This window comes from Amycolatopsis cynarae (assembly GCF_026802195.1).
Taxonomy (GTDB): domain Bacteria; phylum Actinomycetota; class Actinomycetes; order Mycobacteriales; family Pseudonocardiaceae; genus Amycolatopsis_E; species Amycolatopsis_E rhizosphaerae.
In genome coordinates, this window is record NZ_CP113836.1 from 3,951,597 (window position 1) to 3,971,985 (window position 20,389).

Annotated in this window: 22 protein-coding genes; 3 read left to right on the plus strand and 19 right to left on the minus strand. The window is 71.5% G+C overall.

Annotated elements, in window-relative coordinates; all coding sequences use genetic code 11:
• Window positions 1-6: 6 nt before the first annotated feature.
• Genes carB through pyrR form a run of 6 tightly spaced genes read right to left on the minus strand, consistent with a single transcriptional unit; the run spans window position 7 to window position 7,811 of the window.
• Window positions 7-3,345, minus strand: coding sequence for a carbamoyl-phosphate synthase large subunit (carB, locus tag ORV05_RS18825; RefSeq protein WP_268440760.1), 3,339 nt, complete (start codon window positions 3,343-3,345; stop codon window positions 7-9).
• Window positions 3,345-4,472, minus strand: coding sequence for a glutamine-hydrolyzing carbamoyl-phosphate synthase small subunit (gene carA / locus ORV05_RS18830; protein WP_268440762.1), 1,128 nt, complete (start codon window positions 4,470-4,472; stop codon window positions 3,345-3,347). Before carA ends, carB begins: the two co-directional genes overlap by 1 nt.
• The gene (locus tag ORV05_RS18835; protein ID WP_268440764.1) at window positions 4,469-4,969 is read right to left on the minus strand and encodes a PH-like domain-containing protein; all 501 of its coding nucleotides are present in this window, start codon (window positions 4,967-4,969) and stop codon (window positions 4,469-4,471) included. The genes carA and ORV05_RS18835 overlap by 4 nt, the downstream gene beginning before the upstream one ends.
• Entirely contained in the window at window positions 4,969-6,276 is a 1,308-nt protein-coding gene (locus ORV05_RS18840; RefSeq protein ID WP_268440766.1) for a dihydroorotase, read from the minus strand. The genes ORV05_RS18835 and ORV05_RS18840 overlap by 1 nt, the downstream gene beginning before the upstream one ends.
• A complete protein-coding gene (locus ORV05_RS18845) occupies window positions 6,273-7,208 on the minus strand; it encodes an aspartate carbamoyltransferase catalytic subunit (protein ID WP_268440768.1) in 936 nt (311 codons plus the stop codon). The genes ORV05_RS18840 and ORV05_RS18845 overlap by 4 nt, the downstream gene beginning before the upstream one ends.
• Window positions 7,209-7,811, minus strand: a complete 603-nt coding sequence (gene pyrR, locus ORV05_RS18850; RefSeq protein ID WP_326938068.1) for a bifunctional pyr operon transcriptional regulator/uracil phosphoribosyltransferase PyrR — start codon at window positions 7,809-7,811, stop codon at window positions 7,209-7,211. It abuts the gene before it with no gap.
• A 245-nt stretch (window positions 7,812-8,056) separates the two neighbouring features.
• On the opposite strand from pyrR, the gene bldD reads away from it, so the two are divergent.
• Window positions 8,057-8,545: a transcriptional regulator BldD gene (gene bldD, locus ORV05_RS18855; RefSeq protein ID WP_020422358.1), complete on the plus strand. Its 489-nt coding sequence runs from the start codon at window positions 8,057-8,059 to the stop codon at window positions 8,543-8,545.
• 69 nt (window positions 8,546-8,614) lie between these two features.
• Here the strand turns inward: bldD and nusB are convergent, their stop codons facing one another.
• From nusB to ORV05_RS18870, 3 genes are all read right to left on the minus strand, one after another.
• A complete protein-coding gene (nusB, locus tag ORV05_RS18860) occupies window positions 8,615-9,070 on the minus strand; it encodes a transcription antitermination factor NusB (RefSeq protein ID WP_268440771.1) in 456 nt (151 codons plus the stop codon).
• A 79-nt stretch (window positions 9,071-9,149) separates the two neighbouring features.
• Entirely contained in the window at window positions 9,150-9,713 is a 564-nt protein-coding gene (gene efp, locus ORV05_RS18865) for an elongation factor P (protein WP_268440773.1), read from the minus strand.
• A 48-nt stretch (window positions 9,714-9,761) separates the two neighbouring features.
• Window positions 9,762-10,859 (minus strand): M24 family metallopeptidase, encoded by a 1,098-nt coding sequence (locus tag ORV05_RS18870; protein WP_268440775.1) that lies wholly within the window; start codon window positions 10,857-10,859, stop codon window positions 9,762-9,764.
• Between the two features lie 274 nt (window positions 10,860-11,133).
• Between ORV05_RS18870 and ORV05_RS18875 the strand changes: the two genes are divergently transcribed.
• Window positions 11,134-11,613, plus strand: coding sequence for a B-4DMT family transporter (locus tag ORV05_RS18875; RefSeq protein WP_268440777.1), 480 nt, complete (start codon window positions 11,134-11,136; stop codon window positions 11,611-11,613).
• 45 nt (window positions 11,614-11,658) lie between these two features.
• On the opposite strand, the gene ORV05_RS18880 is transcribed toward ORV05_RS18875, so the two are convergent.
• The 10 genes from ORV05_RS18880 to ORV05_RS18925 form a co-directional block, all read right to left on the minus strand.
• Window positions 11,659-13,179: a glycoside hydrolase family protein gene (locus ORV05_RS18880; protein ID WP_268440779.1), complete on the minus strand. Its 1,521-nt coding sequence runs from the start codon at window positions 13,177-13,179 to the stop codon at window positions 11,659-11,661.
• Window positions 13,180-13,270: 91 nt separating this feature from the next.
• Window positions 13,271-14,188, minus strand: coding sequence for a GNAT family N-acetyltransferase (locus ORV05_RS18885; RefSeq protein WP_268440781.1), 918 nt, complete (start codon window positions 14,186-14,188; stop codon window positions 13,271-13,273).
• Window positions 14,185-14,616: a type II 3-dehydroquinate dehydratase gene (aroQ, locus tag ORV05_RS18890; RefSeq protein ID WP_144592187.1), complete on the minus strand. Its 432-nt coding sequence runs from the start codon at window positions 14,614-14,616 to the stop codon at window positions 14,185-14,187. The genes ORV05_RS18885 and aroQ overlap by 4 nt, the downstream gene beginning before the upstream one ends.
• Complete coding sequence (gene aroB / locus ORV05_RS18895; RefSeq protein ID WP_268440783.1) at window positions 14,613-15,716, minus strand: 3-dehydroquinate synthase; 1,104 nt, start codon at window positions 15,714-15,716, stop codon at window positions 14,613-14,615. The genes aroQ and aroB overlap by 4 nt, the downstream gene beginning before the upstream one ends.
• On the minus strand, window positions 15,713-16,237 hold the full coding sequence (locus tag ORV05_RS18900) for a shikimate kinase (RefSeq protein ID WP_268440785.1): 525 nt from the start codon (window positions 16,235-16,237) through the stop codon (window positions 15,713-15,715). Before ORV05_RS18900 ends, aroB begins: the two co-directional genes overlap by 4 nt.
• Window positions 16,234-17,421, minus strand: a complete 1,188-nt coding sequence (aroC, locus tag ORV05_RS18905) for a chorismate synthase (protein WP_144592184.1) — start codon at window positions 17,419-17,421, stop codon at window positions 16,234-16,236. The genes ORV05_RS18900 and aroC overlap by 4 nt, the downstream gene beginning before the upstream one ends.
• A gap of 33 nt (window positions 17,422-17,454) precedes the next feature.
• On the minus strand, window positions 17,455-18,099 hold the full coding sequence (locus ORV05_RS18910) for a prepilin peptidase (protein ID WP_268440787.1): 645 nt from the start codon (window positions 18,097-18,099) through the stop codon (window positions 17,455-17,457).
• Window positions 18,100-18,305: 206 nt separating this feature from the next.
• Window positions 18,306-18,938 carry an anti-sigma factor family protein gene (locus tag ORV05_RS18915; protein ID WP_268440789.1) on the minus strand — a complete coding sequence of 211 codons (633 nt, stop codon included), beginning with the start codon at window positions 18,936-18,938 and terminating at the stop codon, window positions 18,306-18,308.
• Window positions 18,935-19,447 carry a sigma-70 family RNA polymerase sigma factor gene (locus ORV05_RS18920; protein ID WP_268440790.1) on the minus strand — a complete coding sequence of 171 codons (513 nt, stop codon included), beginning with the start codon at window positions 19,445-19,447 and terminating at the stop codon, window positions 18,935-18,937. The genes ORV05_RS18915 and ORV05_RS18920 overlap by 4 nt, the downstream gene beginning before the upstream one ends.
• Window positions 19,444-19,824 (minus strand): hypothetical protein, encoded by a 381-nt coding sequence (locus tag ORV05_RS18925; RefSeq protein WP_268440792.1) that lies wholly within the window; start codon window positions 19,822-19,824, stop codon window positions 19,444-19,446. The genes ORV05_RS18920 and ORV05_RS18925 overlap by 4 nt, the downstream gene beginning before the upstream one ends.
• Window positions 19,825-19,939: 115 nt before the next feature.
• On the opposite strand from ORV05_RS18925, the gene ORV05_RS18930 reads away from it, so the two are divergent.
• Window positions 19,940-20,380: a QcrA and Rieske domain-containing protein gene (locus ORV05_RS18930; protein WP_268440794.1), complete on the plus strand. Its 441-nt coding sequence runs from the start codon at window positions 19,940-19,942 to the stop codon at window positions 20,378-20,380.
• Window positions 20,381-20,389: the final 9 nt, after the last annotated feature.

Sequence of the window (20,389 nt, forward strand, 5' to 3'; positions counted from 1 at the left end):
TGCGCCTCACTCCCCGGCCCGCAGGGCGGCCTGCAGGTCCTGCAGCGAGCGCACCCCGATGTCCCCGCGGATGAGCGCCTCGATGCCGTGCACAGCCGCGGCCGCGCCCTGCACCGTGGTGATGCACGGGATGTCCCGCGACACCGCCGCCGTCCGGATCTCGTAGCCGTCGATCCGCGGTCCGCTGTTGCCGTACGGGGTGTTGATCACCATGTCCACGGCGCCGTCGAGGATCACGTCGACGATGTTGGGCCCCGGCACCGCTTCCGGCCCGTTCTCGGTGTGCTTGCGCACCACCGTGCAGGCCACGCCGTTGCGGCGCAGCACCTCCGCGGTACCCGAGGTCGCGAGGATCTCGAACCCGAGGTCGGCCAGCCGCTTCACCGGGAACACCAGCGCCCGCTTGTCCCGGTTGGCCACCGACACGAACACCCGGCCCGAGGTCGGCAGCGAACCGTAGGCCCCGGCCTGCGACTTGGCGAAGGCCTTGCCGAAGGAGGTGTCCACCCCCATGACCTCACCGGTCGACTTCATCTCCGGCCCGAGCAGCGAATCCACGCCCATGCCCTCCGGCGTGCGGAACCGGTGGAAGGGCAGCACGGCCTCCTTCACCGCCACCGGGGCGTCGGCGGGCAGCGCGCCGCCGTCACCCTCGGCGGGCAGCACCCCGGCGGCCCGCAGCTGCTTGATCGTCGAGCCGGTCATGACCAGCGAAGCGGCCTTCGCCAGCGGCACCCCGGTCGCCTTGGACACGAACGGCACCGTGCGGCTCGCCCGAGGATTCGCCTCCAGCACGTAGAGCACGTCGTCCTTGAGCGCGTACTGCACGTTGAGCAGGCCCCGCACCCCGACACCCCGCGCGATCGCCTCGGTGGAGGCGCGCACCGTCTCGATGTCGAGGCGGCCCAGGGTGATCGGCGGCAGCGCGCACGAGGAGTCGCCGGAGTGGATCCCGGCCTCCTCGATGTGCTCCATCACGCCGCCGAGGTACAGCTCCTCGCCGTCGAACAGCGCGTCGACGTCGATCTCGATCGCGTCGTCGAGGAACCGGTCCACCAGCACCGGGTGCTCCGGGCTGACCTCGGTGGCCCGCCGGATGTAGCCGGCCAGCGAAGCCTCGTCGTAGACGATCTCCATCCCGCGGCCGCCCAGCACGTACGAGGGCCGCACCAGCACCGGGTAGCCGATCTCGTCGGCGATCCGCTTCGCGCCTTCGAAGGAGGTCGCGGTGCCGTAGGCCGGGGCGGGCAGCCCGGCGTCGCCGAGCACCTCCCCGAAGGCGCCGCGGTCCTCGGCGAGGTCGATCGCCTCCGGCGGGGTGCCCACGATCGGCACGCCCGCGTCGGCCAGCCGCTGCGCCAGCCCGAGCGGGGTCTGCCCGCCCAGCTGCACGATCACCCCGGCCACCGTGCCGGAGGCCTGCTCCGCGTGGACCACCTCGAGCACGTCCTCGAAGGTGAGCGGCTCGAAGTACAGGCGGTCGGAGGTGTCGTAGTCGGTGGACACCGTCTCCGGGTTGCAGTTGACCATGACGGCCTCGAACCCGGCCTCGCGCAGCGCGATGGCCGCGTGCACGCACGAGTAGTCGAACTCGATGCCCTGCCCGATCCGGTTCGGGCCCGATCCGAGGATGAGCACCTTCGGCTTGTCCGGCTGCGGGGTGATCTCGGATTCCGCGGTCCCGGCGTCGTACTCGTAGGCCGAGTAGTGGTAGGGCGTCTTGGCCGCGAACTCGGCGGCGCAGGTGTCCACGGTCTTGAACACCGGGCGCACGCCCAGGCGGTGCCGCAGCGAGCGGACCCCGCCCTCACCGGCCAGTTCCGGCCGCAGCGCGGCGATCTGCTGGTCCGACAGCCCGGTGCGCTTGGCCTCCCGCAGCAGCGCCTCGGTCAGCACCGGCGCGTCCCGCACCGCGGCGCCGACCTCGCCGATCAGCGCGATCTGGTCGATGAACCACGGGTCGATCCCGCTGGCCTCGTGCACCTGCTCCACGGTGGCACCCAGCCGCAGCGCACGCTCCACCGCGTACAGGCGGGCGTCGTGCGGGGTGCGCAGGTCCGCCAGCGTCGACTCGAGGGTGGCGCCCTCCGGGTCGGGACGGGTCCAGAACCCGGCCGCCTTGGTGTCGATGGAGCGCATCGCCTTGCCGAGCGCCTCGGGGAAGCTGCGGCCCAGCGCCATCGCCTCGCCGACGCTCTTCATCGTCGTGGTCAGCGTCGGGTCCGCGCCGGGGAACTTTTCGAAGGCGAACCGCGGCACCTTGACCACCACGTAGTCCAGCGTCGGCTCGAAGGACGCCGGGGTCTCCCCGGTGATGTCGTTGCGGATCTCGTCGAGGGTGTAGCCGATGGCCAGCTTCGCGGCGATCTTGGCGATCGGGAAGCCGGTCGCCTTCGACGCCAGCGCCGAAGACCGCGACACCCGCGGGTTCATCTCGATCACGACCATGCGCCCGTCGTCCGGGTTGATCGCGAACTGGATGTTGCAGCCACCGGTGTCCACGCCGACCTCGCGCAGCACCGCGATGCCGACGTCGCGCATGTGCTGGTACTCGCGGTCGGTCAGGGTCATCGCGGGGGCGACGGTGACCGAGTCCCCGGTGTGCACGCCCATCGCGTCGACGTTCTCGATCGAGCAGATCACCACGACGTTGTCGTGGCGGTCCCGCATCAGTTCGAGCTCGTATTCCTTCCAGCCGAGGACGCTCTCCTCGATGAGCACCTCGGTGACCGGCGACTCCGCCAGCCCGGTGGACGCGAGCCGCTCCAGCTCCTCGCCGGTGTGCGCCATGCCGGAACCGAGACCGCCCATGGTGAACGAGGGCCGGATGACCACCGGCAGGCCGAGCTCGGCCACCGTCTCGCGCACCTCGTCCATGGTGTGGCAGACCCGGCTGCGCGGCACTTCCGCGCCGATCGCCCGCACGATGTCCTTGAACTTCTGCCGGTCCTCACCGCGCTGGATCGCGTCGATGTCGGCACCGATCAGCTCGACCCCGTAGCGCTCGAGCACCCCGCGCTCGTGCAGCGCCACGGCGGTGTTCAGCGCGGTCTGCCCGCCGAGCGTGGCCAGGAGCGCGTCGACCGGACGGCCCAGCTCCTTCTCGCGGGCGATGACCTTCTCCACGAAATCCGGCGTGACCGGCTCGATGTAGGTGGCGTCGGCGAACTCCGGGTCCGTCATGATCGTGGCCGGGTTGGAGTTGACCAGGCTGACCCGCAGCCCCTCGGCACGCAGCACACGGCAGGCCTGGGTGCCCGAGTAGTCGAACTCGGCCGCCTGGCCGATGACGATCGGGCCCGACCCGATGACGAGCACGTGTTGGATATCAGTACGTTTCGGCATCAGCGGGAGCTCTTCTTTTCCATCAGAGTGACGAACTCGTCGAACAGGGGGTTGGCGTCGTGCGGACCGGCCGCCGCTTCGGGGTGGTACTGCACCGAGAACGCGGGCACGTCGCTGCACCGCAGCCCCTCGACGGTGCCGTCGTTGGGGCAGTAGTGGCTGACGCGGGCGGTGCCGAACGGCGAGTCGAAGGTCCGCCCGGCCTCACCGGTCAGCGCGAACCCGTGGTTCTGCGCGGTGATGGCGACCCGTCCGGTCTCCACGTCGATCACCGGGATGTTGATGCCCCGGTGCCCGTACCGCATCTTGTAGGTGTCCAGGCCCAGCGCCCGGCCGAGGATCTGGTTGCCGAAGCAGATGCCGAACAGCGGGATCTCGCGGCGCAGGATTTCCCCGGTCAGCGCGATCGCGTGCGCCTGGGTCTCCGGGTCCCCGGGGCCGTTCGACAGGAACACCCCGTCCGGCTCGATGCCGAGCAGGTCCTCGACCGTGCTGCCGGCGGGCAGCACGTGCACCTCGATCCCGCGGCGGCTCATCTGCCGCGGCGTGTTCGACTTGATGCCCAGGTCCAGCGCGGCCACGCGGTAGCGGCGCTCCCCCTGCGCCGCGATGACGTACGGCTGGGCCGTGGTGACCTCACCGGCCAGGTCGGCGCCCTTCATCGGCGGGCTCGCCAGCACCTTCTCGCGCATCGCGTCGTCCCCGGCGAGCCCGTCGCCGGAGAACACCCCGGCCCGCATCGCGCCCTGCTCGCGCAGGTGCCGGGTCAGCGCACGGGTGTCCACCCCGGAGATGCCCACCACGCCCTGGCGCGCCAGTTCTTCGTCCAGGGACCGGCGGGAGCGCCAGTTCGACGGGATCCGGGCCGGATCCCGCACCACGTAACCGGAAACCCAGATCTTCGACGATTCGTCGTCCTCGTCGTTCCACCCGGTGTTGCCGATCTGCGGCGCCGTCTGCACCACGATCTGACGGTGGTAGGAGGGATCGGTCAGGGTCTCCTGGTAGCCGGTCATGCCGGTGCAGAACACCGCTTCGCCCAGGGTCGTCCCCTGCGCCCCGTACGCCCAGCCACGGAACACCCGGCCGTCTTCCAGTACCAGCGCCGCCGGTGTCTTCCCGCTCACTGGGCACCTCCCTTGATCTCGTTCTGCACGCTTTCCGTCCACTGTGGATAGACCTCGAGGTCGTCGCCGCGGAATCCGGTGTCCAGTTCGACCCCGCCCAGCCGCCAGGTGAACACCAGCAGGCTGTCGGTCCCCATCACCTTCCCGGCGATCGCGCTCGCGCGCCGGACCCCGGTCAGCGAGTCCGCCGGGATCCAGAACCCCGGCGCCCCGGCCCGGTCGACCTCGATCCCGCCGGGGTAGCGGCGCAGCACCGCCCGGCCCCGCAGGCCCATGCCGCGGGTGACGATCCGGTCCTGCCAGTTGCCCGCGGTCGTGGTGCTCACGTACAGGCCCGCCGTCTCCAGCAGCGGCTCCCCCGGCTCGTCCGGAACCGTGGGGAACGGCGGCACCAGGACGCTCTGCGAGCGGGCCCGCCGTCGCCAGCCCACGCGCATGCCCCACAGGGCGAGCAGCAGGCAGGCCAGGACGGCCAGGGTCAGCAACCATCGTTCCATCAGCCGATTTTCCCTTCGCGCGCCGTGATGCGCCCGCGCAGCAGCGTGAGGGTCACCACGGCGGGCAGCCGCATCCCCTCGTACGGCGTGTTCGCCGCGATACTGGCCAGTTCCGCCCCGCGCACCGTCCACTCCGCGTCCGGGTCGACGAGCACCAGGTTCGCCGGTTCCCCGGCGACCAGCGGCCTGCCCTGGTCCGCCAGCCCGGCGATCTCGGCGGGCCGTTCGCTCATCACCCTGGCCACCCCGCGCCAGTCCAGCAGCCCGGGGCGGACCATCGTCTCCGCCACCACGGACAACGCGGTCTGCAGGCCGAGCATGCCCGGCCGGGCCTGGGCCCACTCGCAGTCCTTGTCCTGCACGGCGTGCGGCGCGTGGTCGGTGGCCACGCAGTCGATGACCCCTTCGGCCAGCGCCTCCCGGAGGCGGAGTGCGTCGCTTTCGGCGCGCAGCGGCGGGTTGACCTTGTTGACCGGGTCGTAGGTCTCCAGCCGCTCGTCGGTCAGCAGCAGGTGGTGCGGGGTCACCTCGGCGGAGATCCCGGCTCCGCCCGGCCTGCCCTTGGCCCAGCGCAGCACGTCGGCGGTGCCCGCGGTGGACACGTGGCAGACGTGCAGGCGGGCCCGCGCGTGCTGGGCCAACAGGCAGTCGCGGGCGACGATCGACTCCTCCGCGGCAGCGGGCCAGCCGGCGTAACCGAGGCGGGAGGCACGCTCCCCCTCGTGCGCCTGCGCCCCGACCGTCAGCCGCGGCTCCTCGGCGTGCTGCGCGATGACCGCACCCAGCGCGGTGGAGTACTCCAGCGCCCGCCGCATGATCAGCGGGTCGGCCACGCAGTGTCCGTCGTCGGAAAACATCCGCACCCCGGCCGCGGACCTGGCCATCGTGCCCAGTTCGGCCAGCCGCTCGCCCTTCAGGCCCACCGTCACCGCGCCGACCGGGTGCACGTCGACCAGCCCGGCCTCCCGGCCCCGCCGCCACACGTGCTCGACCACGACCGCGTTGTCGGCGACCGGATCGGTGTTGGCCATCGCGAACACCGCGGTGTACCCGCCGAGCGCCGCGGCGGCCGAGCCGGTGGCGATCGTCTCGGTGTCCTCGCGCCCGGGCTCACGCAGGTGGGTGTGCAGGTCGACGAAACCGGGCAGCAGTACCTGGCCCGCCGCCTCGATGATCTCGGTGTCCCCTTCGGGCTCGACCGCACCGGCCTCGCCGATATGCGCGATGATCCCGTCGGCGACCAGCACGTCCACTCCGATGCCCTCGCCGTAGAGCCGGGCACCCCTGATCAGGATCTGGTCGCTCATGCCGTTCCTTCTGTCTCCGAGGCCAGCAGGTGGTACAGCACGGCCATGCGCACGTGCACCCCGTTGCGGACCTGCTCGGTGATCGCGGAGGCGGGGGCGTCGGCCACGGCCGAGGCGATCTCCATCCCCCGCAGCATCGGCCCGGGGTGCAGGACCACCCCGTGCGCGGGCAGCAGTTTCAACCGCTTCTCGTTGAGGCCGTAGGCGATCGAGTACTCCCTGGCCGACGGGAAGAACCCGCCGTGCATGCGTTCGGCCTGCACCCGCAGCATCATCACCGCGTCGGCCGCGGGCAGTTCCGCGTCGAGTTCGTGGGACACCGTCACCGGCAGCGCCTCGACCCCGGCGGGCAGCAGTGTCGGTGGGGCGATCAGCACCACCTCGGCGCCGAGCGCGGTGAGCAGGTGGATGTTCGACCGGGCGACCCTGCTGTGCAGCACGTCGCCGACGATGGCGATCCGGCGGTCGCGCAGTCCGCCCAGCCGCTCCCGCAGGGTGGCCGCGTCCAGCAGCGCCTGGGTCGGGTGCTCGTGCATCCCGTCCCCGGCGTTGACGACCGCGGTACCGGCCTCGGCGAGCCAGCCGGCGAGCCGGTGCGCCGCCCCCGAGGCGGGATGGCGGATGATCACGCAGTCGGCACCGGCGGCGGCCAGGGTCAGCGCGGTGTCGCGCAGCGATTCGCCCTTGCTCACCGAAGATCCGCTCGCGGAGACGTTCACCACGTCCGCGCTCATCCACTTGCCCGCGATCTCGAACGACACCCGCGTGCGGGTCGAGTTCTCGTAGAACAGCGTGATCACGGTGCGCCCGCGCAGGGTCGGCAGCTTGCGCACCTCACGGCCGAGCAGGGTCTCCTTCAGACCGTCCGCGGTGTCCAGCACGGCGGTCGCCAGCTCCGGGTCAAGGCCCTCGGTGGCCAGCAGGTGCTTCACTCAACTCTCCCCAGTCTTCTTCGCGGTGGAGTCGCGGAGCAGGACGCCGTCCTGCCCATCCACTTCGGACAGCAGCACCAGGACTTCTTCGGCGCGCGAGGTGGGCACGTTCTTGCCCACGTAGTCGGCGCGGATCGGGAACTCGCGGTGGCCGCGGTCCACGAGCACCGCGAGCTGCACCGCGCGCGGGCGGCCCAGATCGCGCAGCGCGTCGAGGGCGGCCCGGACCGTGCGGCCGGAGAAGAGCACGTCGTCGACCAGGATCACGACCCGGTCGTCGATCCCGGTCCCGGGCACCTTCGTCGAGGCCAGCGGCCGCGTCGGACGGCGGCGCAGGTCGTCGCGGTAGAGCGTGATGTCCAGGGTGCCCGTGGGCGGGGCGACACCGGTGAACTCGGCGATCCGCTCCGCGAGACGGGTGGCCAGGCTGCTGCCCCGGGTGGGAATCCCGAGGAGCACGGGGAGTGCGCCCGAGTCCGCACCGAGGGCGGTCTTCTCGATGACCTGATGGGCCATCCGGGCGATCGTGCGCGCGACATCACCGGCGGAGAGCAGTTCCCGCTCACCACCCGGATCCGTCGCGCCGCGAGGGCGTGACGTCACAACGGACTCCTTCCCCGCCTCACCGGACGGGTCCTTAAAGGATGCCGACCTCCTGCTTCGCAGGAAATCCACTCGACAATAACAGGGCGTCCAGTTCACACACGACGGGTGGTATGCCCCCGCCCGATTGCAGCATTTGCTTGACCTAGTGACGACAATGCGTAACCATTACTCTGAGTATTCAAACTCGGCAGTGCCCCGGCGGTCCTCCCGACCGACTGGGCGAGGAAACGGAGAACCACCAGATGGGCGATTACGCCAAGGCGCTCGGGGCGAAGCTCCGCGGGATCCGCCAGCAGCAGGGCCTGTCCCTGCACGGGGTCGAGCAGAAGTCCGGCGGGCGCTGGAAGGCGGTCGTGGTCGGATCCTACGAGCGCGGCGACCGCGCGGTGACCGTCCAGAAGCTGGCCGAACTGGCCGACTTCTACGGGGTTCCGGTTGTCGAACTGCTCCCCGAAGGACGGGTGCCCTCCGGTGCCGAGCCCGCGACGAAGATCGTGATCAACCTGGAGCGGCTGCAGCAGTTGCCCGCCGAGAAGGTCGGGCCGCTCGCCCGGTACGCGGCGACGATCCAGAGCCAGCGCGGCGACTACAACGGCAAGGTCCTGTCCATCCGCACCGAGGACCTGCGCTCCCTCGCGATCATCTACGACATGACCCCCGGCGAGCTGACCGAGCAGCTCATCGACTGGGGCGTCCTGCCTCCCGAGGCACGGCCGGCGAAGGAAGACTGAGGCGGGCCCGCCGGCCTCCCACCGCCCGCCCGCGATGGGAGGCCCCCAGAGGCTTCCGGGCCCCGCGCTCTACAGCACGGCGCGCAGCCGGTCGGCGATGTTGCCGATGCGGCCGAGCACACCGTTGACGAACCGCGGCGAATCGTCGGTCGACAGTTCCTTCGCCAGGCCGACGGCCTCGTCGATGGCCACCGGGTCCGGCACGTCCGCGGCCCACAGCAACTCGTAGACGCCCACGCGCAGCACCGCGAGATCGACCGGCGGCATGCGGTCCAGCGTCCAGCCCTGCGCGTGTTCGGACAGCAGTTCGTCGATCCGCTCCCGGTGCGCCGTGACGCCTTCGACGAGCGCGATCGTGTAGTCACCGATCGGGTCGACCTCGGTGGAACCGACCCGGCTCGCCAGCAGCGTCACCGGATCGATCTCTCGTTGCGCGGCCTCGTAGAGCATTTCGACGGCACGCCTGCGCAACGCGCGGCGGCCCAGCGAGCCGCCGCGCCTGGTCGAATCTGCGGGAGAGCTCACCGCTCGCCTCCGGATGCCGGGGCGCCGGCGAGGGCGCCGGCCACCCGCACGGTCATGGTCCTGACGTTCATTCGGCCCGTCAGTTCGAGACGCGGCCGAGGTAACGCCCGTCACGGGTGTCCACCTTGACCTTCTCGCCGGTGCCGACGAACAGCGGCACCTGGATCTCCGCGCCCGTCTCCAGCGTGGCCGGCTTGGTGCCGCCGGTGGAGCGGTCGCCCTGCAGACCCGGGTCGGTGTGCTGGATGACCAGCTCCACCGAGGTGGGCAGCTCGACGTACAGTGCGACGCCCTCGTGCATCGCGACCTGCACCTCGGTGTTCTCCAGCAGGTAGTTCCTCGCGTCGCCGACGGTCTCGCCGGGCACGGAGATCTGCTCGTAGGTCTCGCCGTCCATGAAGACGAAGTCGCTGCCGTCGCTGTACAGGTAGGTCATGGTGCGCCGGTCGACGGTCGCGGTCTCGACCTTGGTGCCGGCGTTGAACGTCTTGTCCACCACCTTGCCGGACAGCACATGCTTGAGGGTGGTGCGCACGAAGGCGCCGCCCTTACCCGGCTTGACGTGCTGGAAGTTCACGACGGACCAAAGCTGGCCGTCGAGGTTGAGCACCAGGCCGTTCTTCAGGTCGTTGGTGGTGGCCACGGGTAGTCCAGTTCTCCTGTTGTCCGTTCACGGCCGCCCGGGCGATGCCTAGACGACCACGAGTTCCTTGCTGCTCAGGGTGAGGAGTTCGGGAGCGGTGTCCCGCACGACCAGCGTGTCCTCAATGCGCACGCCACCGCGGCCGGCGAGATAGACACCTGGCTCGACGGTGACCGTCATACCGACCGATAGTGTACCTTCGCCGGTCTTGGCGAGCCTCGGTGCCTCGTGGATCTCCAGTCCGACGCCGTGCCCGAGGCCGTGCGGGAACTCGCCACCGTGACCGGCCTGCTCGATCACCTGGCGCGACGCCCGGTCGACCTCGGTCAGCCCGGTGCCGGGCAGCGCCCGCGCCACCCCCGCCGCCTGCGCGCGGAACACCAGCTCGTACAGCTCACGCTGCCATTCGGCGGGCCCGGACAGCACCACGGTACGGGTCATGTCCGAGTGGTAGCCGTCCACAGTGGCCCCGAAGTCCAGTTTCACGAAGTCGCCGCGCGCCAGCACCGCGTCCGTGGGCCGGTGGTGCGGGATCGCCGAGTGGGCGCCCGCCGCGACGATGGTGTCGAACGCGGGCCCGGCGGAGCCGTAGTCCAGCATCCGGTCCTCCAGCTCCCGCGCCACCTCACGCTCGGTGCGGCCCGGCCGGATCCCGCCGTGCTCGAGCAGATCGGCCAGCGCCCGGTCTGCCGCGGCACAGGCCATCCGCAGCGACTCGACCTCACCCTCGTCCTTGACCAGCCGGAGCCGCTCCACCAGCCCCGGCGCCCGCACCAGCTCCGTCCCGCCGGTGAGCCCGGCAAGGCGGTGGTACTGCTCGACGTCGACATGCTGGCTCTCGAACCCCGTGCGACGGTAGGAAGCAGGCCGATCGCCGGCCCGTTTTACCAGAGCCGCCGCACTGTCCCGGTCCACGACCGGCTCCAGATCGGGCACCTCGGCCGCCGCCTGGGTGGTGTAGCGGCCATCGGTGCAGAACACGGTGCGTTCCTCGGAGGAGGCGTGCACCAGCAGCGCCGCGTTGGACCCGGTGAAACCGGTCAGATAGCGGATGTTGCGCAGATCGGTGACGAGCAGCGCGTCCAGCCCGGCCTCTTGGACCAGGCCGCGAAGGGATTCCCGGCGGGAAAGATGTTGTGCGGGCACCCCGTCAGCTTAGGGGCGGAAGTGCCGCCAAGACCTGTATCCAAGTGGTTTGTGTGGCGGTGCGGGTGGCGGAACCTGACGTAGTCCCTCGCTGTGGGATCTCCTCCTCATGAATGCCAATCAGAGGAGTCGCTGGCAGTGCTGTTCTTGCGAGGAGCCACGTCAGAACCCGCGCCGGTGCCGGTTGACGGCCCACCGCAAGCGGCTCCGCCGCCTAGGAAACACGACCTACTAGGGTCGGGACTTCGCACGGGCGGTGCCCTACAGTGAGGCGATGCGGCCCTGGTTGCTCCGCGGTCTCGGCATGGCGCTGTTGCACGCCGTGGCCGACACCGCCCTCGCGAAGGCGACGGTCTACGAACCCACCGGCCTGACCACCACGCGGATCGTGGTGATCGCCCTGCTGGTCGGCGCGGCCGTGCTGTGGAGTTCGGTGGACTCCTGGCGGCGCCGGGAAGAGCCCGGACGGACCTGGCTGATCGCGGCCCTGCTGGCCGGACCCGCCTCCGGGGTGCTCTACGTCATCGGGCGCGCCCTGTTCGTCGACCAGACCGGCACCGGGGAACTGTGGCCCGCGCTCACCGGTGGCGCCGCGTTCACCGCGCTGCTGGTCCTGATCCCCGCCGGGCTCGGCATCCTCGCGGGCAGCCGGCTCACCCCGCCGCGCGCCACCCCGGCGGAATCCGCCGCCCCCACGGCGGGATCCGCTCCGGTGGCGAGGGCGGGCAAACCCAGCCCGCGCCCCCGCGCCTGACCGGCGGCGTCCCGCTCCGCCACGCGAACGCCCTCGATCCGCTTCTCAAGGACCGAGGACGGGGCCACGGGGATAGGTCCGCCACTGGGTGGGGCTGACGGTCTGCACCGTCGAGGCGTTGAGAGCGGCGATCGAGCCCGGGTGGGCCGGCCAGAGGCGGCCGTCGCTGAGCAGCAGACCCAGGCCGAGACCGTCGGCGGTCACCGCGCGGGCGCCGGTGGCGAGGGTGGCCGCGACCGGAATCCGGTCGAGGACCGGCACCCGGCCGTCCAGCACGTGCCGGGCCAGTTGCCCGGCGACCGAGCGGCGGTCGATCCGCACCACCTGGCCCGCCACCACCAGATCCATCGTGCGCACCGGGGACGGCATCGCGAACCCGTCGAGCAGCGTCAGCGCCCTGGCCGGTTCGGTGCAGCCGTCCACCCCGGTCAGGTCGACCCCGAAGTGACGCAGGTCCGTGGGCGCCCCCGCCTCCCCCAGCACGGTCGCCCGCACCAGGTCGATCGGCACCCGGCCACACGGATCGTCCGCCGCCACCGGCGCGTGCCCGTCGGGGGTCCGCACCAGACCCGGCCCCTCCCGCCAGGCCCCGGGCAGCACAATCGGCTGGTAGGGGCTGCCGGTGAAATCACGGTTCCGGAAGGTGATCGTGGTGCCGTCCTGCGTCTCGTGCGCGATGGCGAAGGCGTTCAGCGCGTCCACCCACATCAGATCGGCGCTGAAGGCATCCACCACCGAGGTGGTGCGCGGCACGGCGTTACCGGACACCGCGGCGAAACCCTTGTCCCCCAATGCTTCCACATCGGAACTGAAGCTGGGATCCTTGGCGCGCAAGACGAACTGACCGGCGCCGTTCCAGCCCGCGGCACGGCCGGTGGTGTCGGTGAACATCAGGTAGAACCAGCCGTCGAGAAACACCACCGACGGTTGCCCCACCCCGTAGAGGTTGTCCCGGTGCACGTCGTGCGACGGGGTCACGATCGGTCCCGGCGAACGGGTCCAGGTGATGCCGTCGGCACTGGTCGCCAGTCCGATCGCGTTGCCGAGCGCGTGATCCCCCGCCGCTCCCGTGTAATACAGGTAGTAGGTCCCGTTGACCTTCACCACCGACGGATCGCAGGTGTGCGCACCGTCGAACTGGCCGGGGTTTCCCGACAGGACCGCGGGCGGCACACCGCCTCCCGGGCCGGTGAACGGGCCGTCCGCGGAAGCGGCCTCGCCGTAGATGATGTCGTCACCGGGCGGGCCGGCGTTGGGATACTGGCTGCACCACCACATCCGGGTCCGGCCACCGTCGATCATCACGGTGGGCCCGTAGTTGTACGGCGCACCGGGGCCACCGGCCGCGACCACGCCGCCGCTTTCCCTGGGCTGCCCGGTTTTCAGCGCCACATCGCTCGGGGTGGCCGAACGCGGCGCGGCCGACGGTTTCCCGCCGCCGAGCCCGCCGTCACCACTGCCCTCGGCCTGGGTCCGCGTGGTACCGGAACTGCACCCGGAGAGGACGGCCGCACCCAGAATCCCGGCGAGCAGAAGGGCTCCGAATCGCCGGCCGAACGAGCGCATGAACCGGTGCCCCTCTCTCCCCCACAGTCGATGGCAGCACTCAGTGTAGAGATCGACGCCCCGTGTCCGGTGGGCACTCGGCGGACTGTGCTCAATCCGCCGGTCCGGCGCCGCCGGTGCGCGCCACCAACTCGACTTCGAACCCGTCGTCGTTTTCCAGATAGGCGGCGTAATGCGCCCGCCCGCCCGCGTGCGGGTACCGGTCGGCGAACAGGGGCCGCCAGCCGTGGGTGAGCGCGGCTTCCGCCAGTGCGTCGACCTGCTCAGCCGAACCGGCGTGCAACGCCAGGTGGTTCAGGCCGGGCCGGAGCCGGTCGTGTTCGTTCGCGGTCAGGGCGGGTGAGGACTCCACCACCACGTAGGCGCTGCCGAGCCGCCAGCTCACCCCGTGCGGCCAGCGCTGGTACTCGTGCCACCCGAGTTCGGTCAGCAGCCAGCCGAGACTTGCCTCGGCCCGGCCGAGATCCGCCACCCACAACTCGACGTGGTGCAGCCTGCCCCGCTCGCCCGGCAGCGCCACATACACCCGGTGCTCGGCGCCGTAATGCGTTCTGCCGCCCACATCGAGAAAACCCAGTCGTTCGGCCAAATTGCGGCTGGCCACATTGGACTCATGGATCAGTGCCCAAATCGCGGGCAGGCCCAGTGTTCCGAAGCCGTGGCCGAGCAGGGCGGCCACCGCCTCGGTGGCCAGTCCCTTCCCGCCATAGGCGGGATCAAGGTAGTACCCGATCTCCATCGCATCGCCTGGCAGCTCACCGGAATCGCGCAGATGCACGAGTCCCACCACGACGCCGTCGTGTTCCAGGACCCAATGCCCCAGCCCTTCCGGCCCCTCGTAGGCGAGGCGCCACTCGACCGTCGCCCGCGCCTGTTCCGGGTCGCTGAAGTCGGCGGCGAAGTACCGGCTGGTTTCGGGGTCGGCGAAGAGACCGATCACCGCGTCCGTGTCGGCAGGTGTGAGCCCGCGCAGGAGAAGACGCTCGGTCCGCAGCGCGGGGACCTTCACCGCTGTTGCTCCGCCAGCCAGCGCAGGGCGAGCGGGTACCCGGCGACGCCGAATCCGGCGAGCACCGCGGTCGCGATGTCGGAGAGCACGCTGTGGTGCCGGAACTGTTCCCGCTTGTGCACGTTGGAAATGTGGACCTCGATCAGCGGTGCGCTCAGTTGCGCGGCGGCGTCGCGCACCGCGATCGAGTAGTGGGTCCAGGCACCGGCGTTGAGCACCACGGGATGGCCGCCGTCGGCCGCCTCGTGCAGCCAGCCGACCATCTCGCCCTCGTGGTCGGTCTGCCGCACCTCGACCTCGAGGCCGAGTTCCTTGCCCGTGCGGACGCACAGTTCGGCGAGGTCGGCATGGGTGGTGGAGCCGTAGACCGAGGGTTCGCGTTTCCCGAGGCGGCCCAGGTTGGGCCCGTTGAGCACGAACACCTTCACAGCAGGACGCTCCCGCCCGACTCCTCGCGGGCGACCACCGAGTACGCCGCCGCCAGCAGCGCCGGATCGGGTCCTTCCAGGCGGCCGGGCTTGGCCAGTCCGTCGAGCACCACGAACCGCAGCATGCCCGAGCGGGTCTTCTTGTCGCCGCGCATGGTTTCGATCAGTTGCGGCAGGGCGTCCGCGTCGTAGGTGGTGGGCAGGCCCAGCAGCTTCAGTACGGAGGCATGCCGCGCCGCCGTTTCGTCGTCGAGCCGTCCGGCCAGCCGCGCGAGTTCGGCGGCGAACACCAGGCCGACGCTCACCGCCGCGCCGTGCCGCCAGCGGTACCGTTCGCGGCGTTCGATCGCGTGCCCGAGGGTGTGGCCGTAGTTGAGGATCTCGCGCAGGTCGGACTCGCGCAGATCGGCCGCCACCACATCGGCCTTGACCTGCACCGACCGGCGGACCAGCTCACCGAGGACCTCGCCGCGCGGGTCGACCGCGGCGGCCGGGTCGGCCTCGATGAGGTCGAGGATCACCGGGTCGGCGATGAACCCGGCCTTGACGACCTCGGCCATGCCCGCGACCAGTTCGTGGGACGGCAGGGTCTCCAGGGTGGCGAGGTCGGCCAGCACGGCGCTGGGTTCGTGGAACACGCCGACGAGGTTCTTTCCCGCGTCGGTGTTGATCCCGGTCTTGCCGCCGACGGCCGCGTCCACCATGCCGAGCAGCGTGGTGGGCACGTTCACCAGGCGCACACCCCGCATCCAGGTGCCCGCGACGAACCCGGCGAGGTCGGTCACCGCACCCCCGCCGAGCCCGACCACGACGCCCTGCCGGTCGAGGCCGATCCGCCCGAGCACCTCCCAGCAGAATCCGGCCACCGAAAGGGCCTTGCCGTCCTCGGCGTCCGGGATCTCGACGCGATGCGCGTCCAGGCCCGCCGACGCCAGTTCGTCGCGGATCGCCTCGGCCGTCGCGGTCAGCGTGGGCGGGTGGATCAGCGCGACCTTGGAGGCACCGGCCAGCGCCTCGGTCAGTTCGCCGAGCAGGCCGCGGCCGATGACGACGTCGTAGGGCCGGGCGGTGTGCACCGTGACCCGCACCGGATCGGTCACTGCGTTTTCTCCAGGTTCTCGTTCAGCCCGGCCGTGATCAGGGCGACGATCTCGGCAGGGGTGCGGTCGTCGGTCGGCACCTCGAGACTCGCGACCTCCCGGTAGACCGGCAGCCGCTGTTCGAGCAGGGTGCGGTAGGTGGCACGGGGGTTGACCCCGGCCAGCAGCGGGCGGGCCGTGGACAGGCCGACCCGGTGCACGCCGGTGGCGAAGCCGACGTTGAGGAAGACGACGAAATGCCCGCGCAGCCGCTCGCGGGTGCCGGGCGCCAGCACCGCACCGCCACCCACGGACAGCACGCCGTCGTGTTCGGCGAGCGCCTCGGCGATCACCTGCTCCTCCAGTTCGCGGAAGAACGGCTCGCCTTCGGTGGCGAAGATGTCGGAGATCGAGCGCCCGGCGCGGGCGACGATGTCGTCGTCGGAGTCGCGGAAGGCCGCTCCCAGCTGCTCGGCCAGCAGCGGCCCCACCGTGCTCTTGCCCGAGCCCGGCGGTCCGACCACGACCAGGCAGGGTTTCACCACCGCTCCTCCAGAGCCTTGAGGTATCCCTCGGCGTTGCGCTTGGCCTCGGCCAGCGAGTCGCCCCCGAACTTCTCCAGTGCGGCGTCGGCGAGTACGAGCGCGACCACCGACTCCAGCACGACCCCGGCCCTCGGCACGGCACAGACGTCGGAGCGCTGGTGGATCGCCACCGCGGGCTCGCCCGTCACGACATCCACAGTGGACAGTGCCTTGGGGACGGTGGAGATCGGCTTCATGGCCACGCGGACGCGCACCGGCTCCCCGTTGGTGATGCCGCCCTCCAGGCCACCGGCCCGGTTGGAACGGCGGGTCACCCCGACCGGGCCGGAGCCGCGGTCGATTTCGTCGTGCGCCTGGCTGCCCCAGCGATGCGCGGTGGTGAAGCCGTCGCCGACCTCGACCCCCTTCATCGCCTGCACACCCATCAGCGCCCCGGCCAGCCGCGCGTCGAGGCGACGGTCCCAGTGCACGTGCGAACCGAGCCCCGGCGGCAGTCCGTAGGCGATGACCTCGATGACACCGCCGACGGTGTCACCGGCCTTCCGCACCGCGTCCACTTCGGCCACCATGGCGTCGGTGGCCTCCTGGCCGAACGCACGCACCGGGCTTTCGTCGATGGCGGCGAGATCCTCCGGCCCCGGCAGCGGCCCCTCGGGCGCCTCCGCCCGGCCGATGGACACGACGTGGCTGACGATCTCCACACCGAGCAACTGGCGCAGGAAGGCACGGGCGACGGTGCCGAGCGCGGTCCGTGAGGCGGTCTCCCGGGCGCTCGCCCGCTCCAGGACGGGACGCGCGTCGGTGAAGCCGTACTTCTGCATGCCGGGAAGGTCGGCGTGGCCGGGCCGGGGACGGGTCAGGGGCTCGTTCCGGGCGAGGCCGGCCAGCTCGGCCGGGTCCACCGGGTCGGCCGCCATGACCTTCTCCCACTTGGGCCATTCCGCGTTCTCGATCTGGATCGCGATGGGGCCGCCCTGGGTGACACCGTGCCGGACGCCGCCGAGAAAGTCGATATGGTCGGTCTCGAAGCCCATTCGCGGGCTCCGGCCGAATCCGAGACGGCGCCGGGCGAGCTGCTCGCTCACTTCGGCCGTGGTGACCTCGACTCCGGCCACCATCCCTTCCAGCACGGCAGCCAGTGCGGGTCCATGCGATTCACCAGCGGTTATCCAGCGCAACACCCGACGATCCTGTCACGTCGCGCCTCGCGCGGTTCAAGTGCCCATGCCGACCTGGCCCTCCGCGGCGGGGAACACACTCACCAGCCAGGTCGCGGCGAGCAGCCCGGGCCCGTGCGGGACTCCCCCGTGCCAGCGCCTGCTCAGGGCGAGCACGGCCGTGAGCACCGCGGCCAGCACCGCCGCCACCACCAGCGCCGTCCAGCTCACCGCCCCGAGCACCGCGCCGAGCACACCCGAGAGCTTCACATCACCCGCGCCCAGCGAGCCCCGGGCCAGCGTATGCGCGAGCAGATGGAGGCCTCCGAACACGGTAGCCGCGGCCACCGCGCGCCCGGCGAGCCCGGTTCCCGGCCCCAGTACGGCCGCGAGGCCGAGCACGATCCCCAGCAAGGGGTACGACGGCAGGGTGAGCACGTCCGGCAGGCGCCGGTGGCGCAGATCGGCCGCCACCAGCGGGACGGCCACCGTGGTGACCGCCAGGGGCACGGGCAGCCACCACGGTGGCCACGCGCCGGCCCACCAGCGCCAGGCCACCACCAGCCACAGCAGCGCCGTGCCCGCGGCGACGGGCCCTCGCGGGACCGGCGCGGGAACGGCCGCCCTCGTCAGCACGAAGGCGGTGAACAGGCCGGCGGCAGCCCCGGCCATGGCGAAGATCGGCAAGATTCCCCAGGTCATGGGCATCACCCTGCCCGCACCTCGCCCGGCGCCGCAAACGCGATGGGCGATGAACGGACCGTTCATCGCCTACCCCCCGAGACTTCCCCTGAACGGCGCAGCGGCACGGGCGCGGCCCTGCCGACCCTGCCGGGCGCTGCCGTGAGGGGTCCCCTCACAGCCGATACGACCGTCAGGGGACCCCTCACGGCAGTCGCTCGTGACCTTCAGGGGTGCCAGCGCAGGAGGGGCAGGCCGGAGCGGGTGCGGATCTCCAGTGCCTGGATGTCGTCGGCGGGCAGGGCCGTGTCGAGCGACAGTTTCGCGGTGCGCTCCGGGTCGGCCCACCAGGTGGCGAGCTGGGCCTCGGTGCCGTCCCGCCGCACCGCGACCAGCAGGTAGTCGGCGCCGCGGCCCGCCCCGTGGTACTGGCACGACATGTCCACCCGCGAACCGCCGGAGACCGGCGCGACCGCCGCCGTGGCCTGGACCGGGAACGCGCCGAGCGGGGTCATGGCGGTCCCGGAGGACCCGCCCTCGCCCGGCGGCAGCAGGATCGCCGTCAGGACCGCCGCGGCGGCCACGAGGCCGACGCCGCCGGTCACCAGGGTCCGGCGCAGCCGCAGGCGCCGCACGCGGCGCAGCACCGAGGGCAGCAGCCCCGCGGGCGGCTGCTCCGCCACCAGTTCCGGCGTGACCTGCGCCAGCAGCCCGGGCAGTCCCGCCAGTTCCCGGACCGAACGGGCGCAGTCCGCGCAGTCGTCCAGATGCTCCTCGAAGGCCGCGCGGTCGGCCGGTGACAGTGCCCCGAGCACATAGGCCGCGTCGTAGGTGCGGAACGGATCGGCCCGGCCGGTCACGAGGTCACCCCCCGTTCCTCCAGCGCCAGCCGCAGGGCGCGCAGGGCGTAGTGCGTCCTGGACTTCACCGTCCCGGGCGGGATGCCCAGCCGCTGGGCCGCCTCGGCCACCGAGTAGCCCTCGAAGTAGCACAGGCCCAGCACCTCGCGATGAGCCGGCGACAGCGCGCCGAGCGCTTCGGCGACGAGCCAGCCCTGCAGGGCACGCTCGGTGTCGTCCGGCAGCGGCAGTTCCGGCGGCGCATCCGTGCTCACCTCCGTCCGGGCCGCGGCCGAGCGCCAGCCGTCGATCGCGATACGCCGCGCGACGGTGAAAAGCCAGGCACGGGCCGAGCCCTGGGACTGGTCGAGCACCCGAGGGTGCTTCCAGGCTCGCAGCAGGGTCTCCTGAACGAGGTCTTCGGCGCGGGCACGGTGCCCACCGGTCAGCCGGAGCGCATAGGACCACAGGGCCGCCGCGTGCTCGTCGTGCAGCGTCCGCATCAACTGGTCTTCCGCGGCCTCCTTCATGTCCGGCGAGCCCCCGCTCGCCGCTGGACGACCAGCAGCGCGAGGCCGAACACGACACAGCCCGCCTCGGTCACCACGCCCCAGACCTCGGCCGCCGTCCGGAACTCCTCGTGCACCCCGAGCAGGCCGTTCGGCGTCAGCGAAACGAGGTACGCGGCCAGGGTGACGGCGCCGAAACCGATCGCGGCCAGCACCGGCAGCCAGTGCCGCCACAGCAGGACCGCCACCGCGATCAGCACCCCGGCCACCGCGTTGACCAGGAACAACGGGCCGATCGTGGGGATATCGGAGAAGCCCTCCCGAGACCACAGGTGGTAGTGGACCCAGGCCGAGCCGAGCAGGCCCGGCACCACCAGAACGCGCAGCGCCCACGCCACGGTGGCCTCCTTCCGTCGCCGGAACCCTCCCACCGTTGGGCACGAGAAGCCACTCGATCCGGTTCACTCCGCGGTGAGATCGAACCGGGCCGCACGGTGTCTCGTATTCCTGGGCATGACTGCTGAACTTCCCACCCGGCGTACCGCGCTGACCACCGGGGCGGCCGTGGCCACCGGTGCGGTCGCGCTCGTGGCCTGCGGCCCCGGCCCGGGCACGGACATCCCCCGCGCTGCCACCCCTTCGGGACCCGGCTCGGTGCCCGCGGGCATCACGGTGGCATCGCTGTCCGACATCCCGGTGGGCCAGGCCAAGTCCGTCACCATCGACGAGAAGGAGGCCGTCGTCGCCCGCCCGACCGACACCACCGCGGTCTGTTTCAGCGCCACCTGCACCCATCAAGGCTGCATCGTCAAACCGAGCGGAGACAAGCTCGACTGCCCGTGTCACGGCTCGGTGTTCAACGCGATGACGGGCGCGGTGGAACACGGCCCCGCCCGCCGGCCGCTGCCCGCGATCCCGGTGAAGGTGGACGGCGGCAAAGTCGTCACCGCGTGACGTCCGGGC

What these genes read in the sequence shown, in the direction of transcription:
- bldD (WP_020422358.1), top strand. Translation starts at nt 8,057, where the DNA reads ATGGGCGATTACGCCAAGGCGCTCGGGGCGAAGCTCCGCGGGATCCGC.
- ORV05_RS18880 (WP_268440779.1), bottom strand. Translation starts at nt 13,179, where the DNA reads ATGCGCTCGTTCGGCCGGCGATTCGGAGCCCTTCTGCTCGCCGGGATT.
- carB (WP_268440760.1), bottom strand. Translation starts at nt 3,345, where the DNA reads ATGCCGAAACGTACTGATATCCAACACGTGCTCGTCATCGGGTCGGGC.
- ORV05_RS18840 (WP_268440766.1), bottom strand. Translation starts at nt 6,276, where the DNA reads ATGAGCGACCAGATCCTGATCAGGGGTGCCCGGCTCTACGGCGAGGGC.
- ORV05_RS18930 (WP_268440794.1), top strand. Translation starts at nt 19,940, where the DNA reads ATGACTGCTGAACTTCCCACCCGGCGTACCGCGCTGACCACCGGGGCG.
- ORV05_RS18920 (WP_268440790.1), bottom strand. Translation starts at nt 19,447, where the DNA reads ATGAAGGAGGCCGCGGAAGACCAGTTGATGCGGACGCTGCACGACGAG.
- ORV05_RS18835 (WP_268440764.1), bottom strand. Translation starts at nt 4,969, where the DNA reads ATGGAACGATGGTTGCTGACCCTGGCCGTCCTGGCCTGCCTGCTGCTC.
- ORV05_RS18875 (WP_268440777.1), top strand. Translation starts at nt 11,134, where the DNA reads ATGCGGCCCTGGTTGCTCCGCGGTCTCGGCATGGCGCTGTTGCACGCC.
- ORV05_RS18910 (WP_268440787.1), bottom strand. Translation starts at nt 18,099, where the DNA reads ATGACCTGGGGAATCTTGCCGATCTTCGCCATGGCCGGGGCTGCCGCC.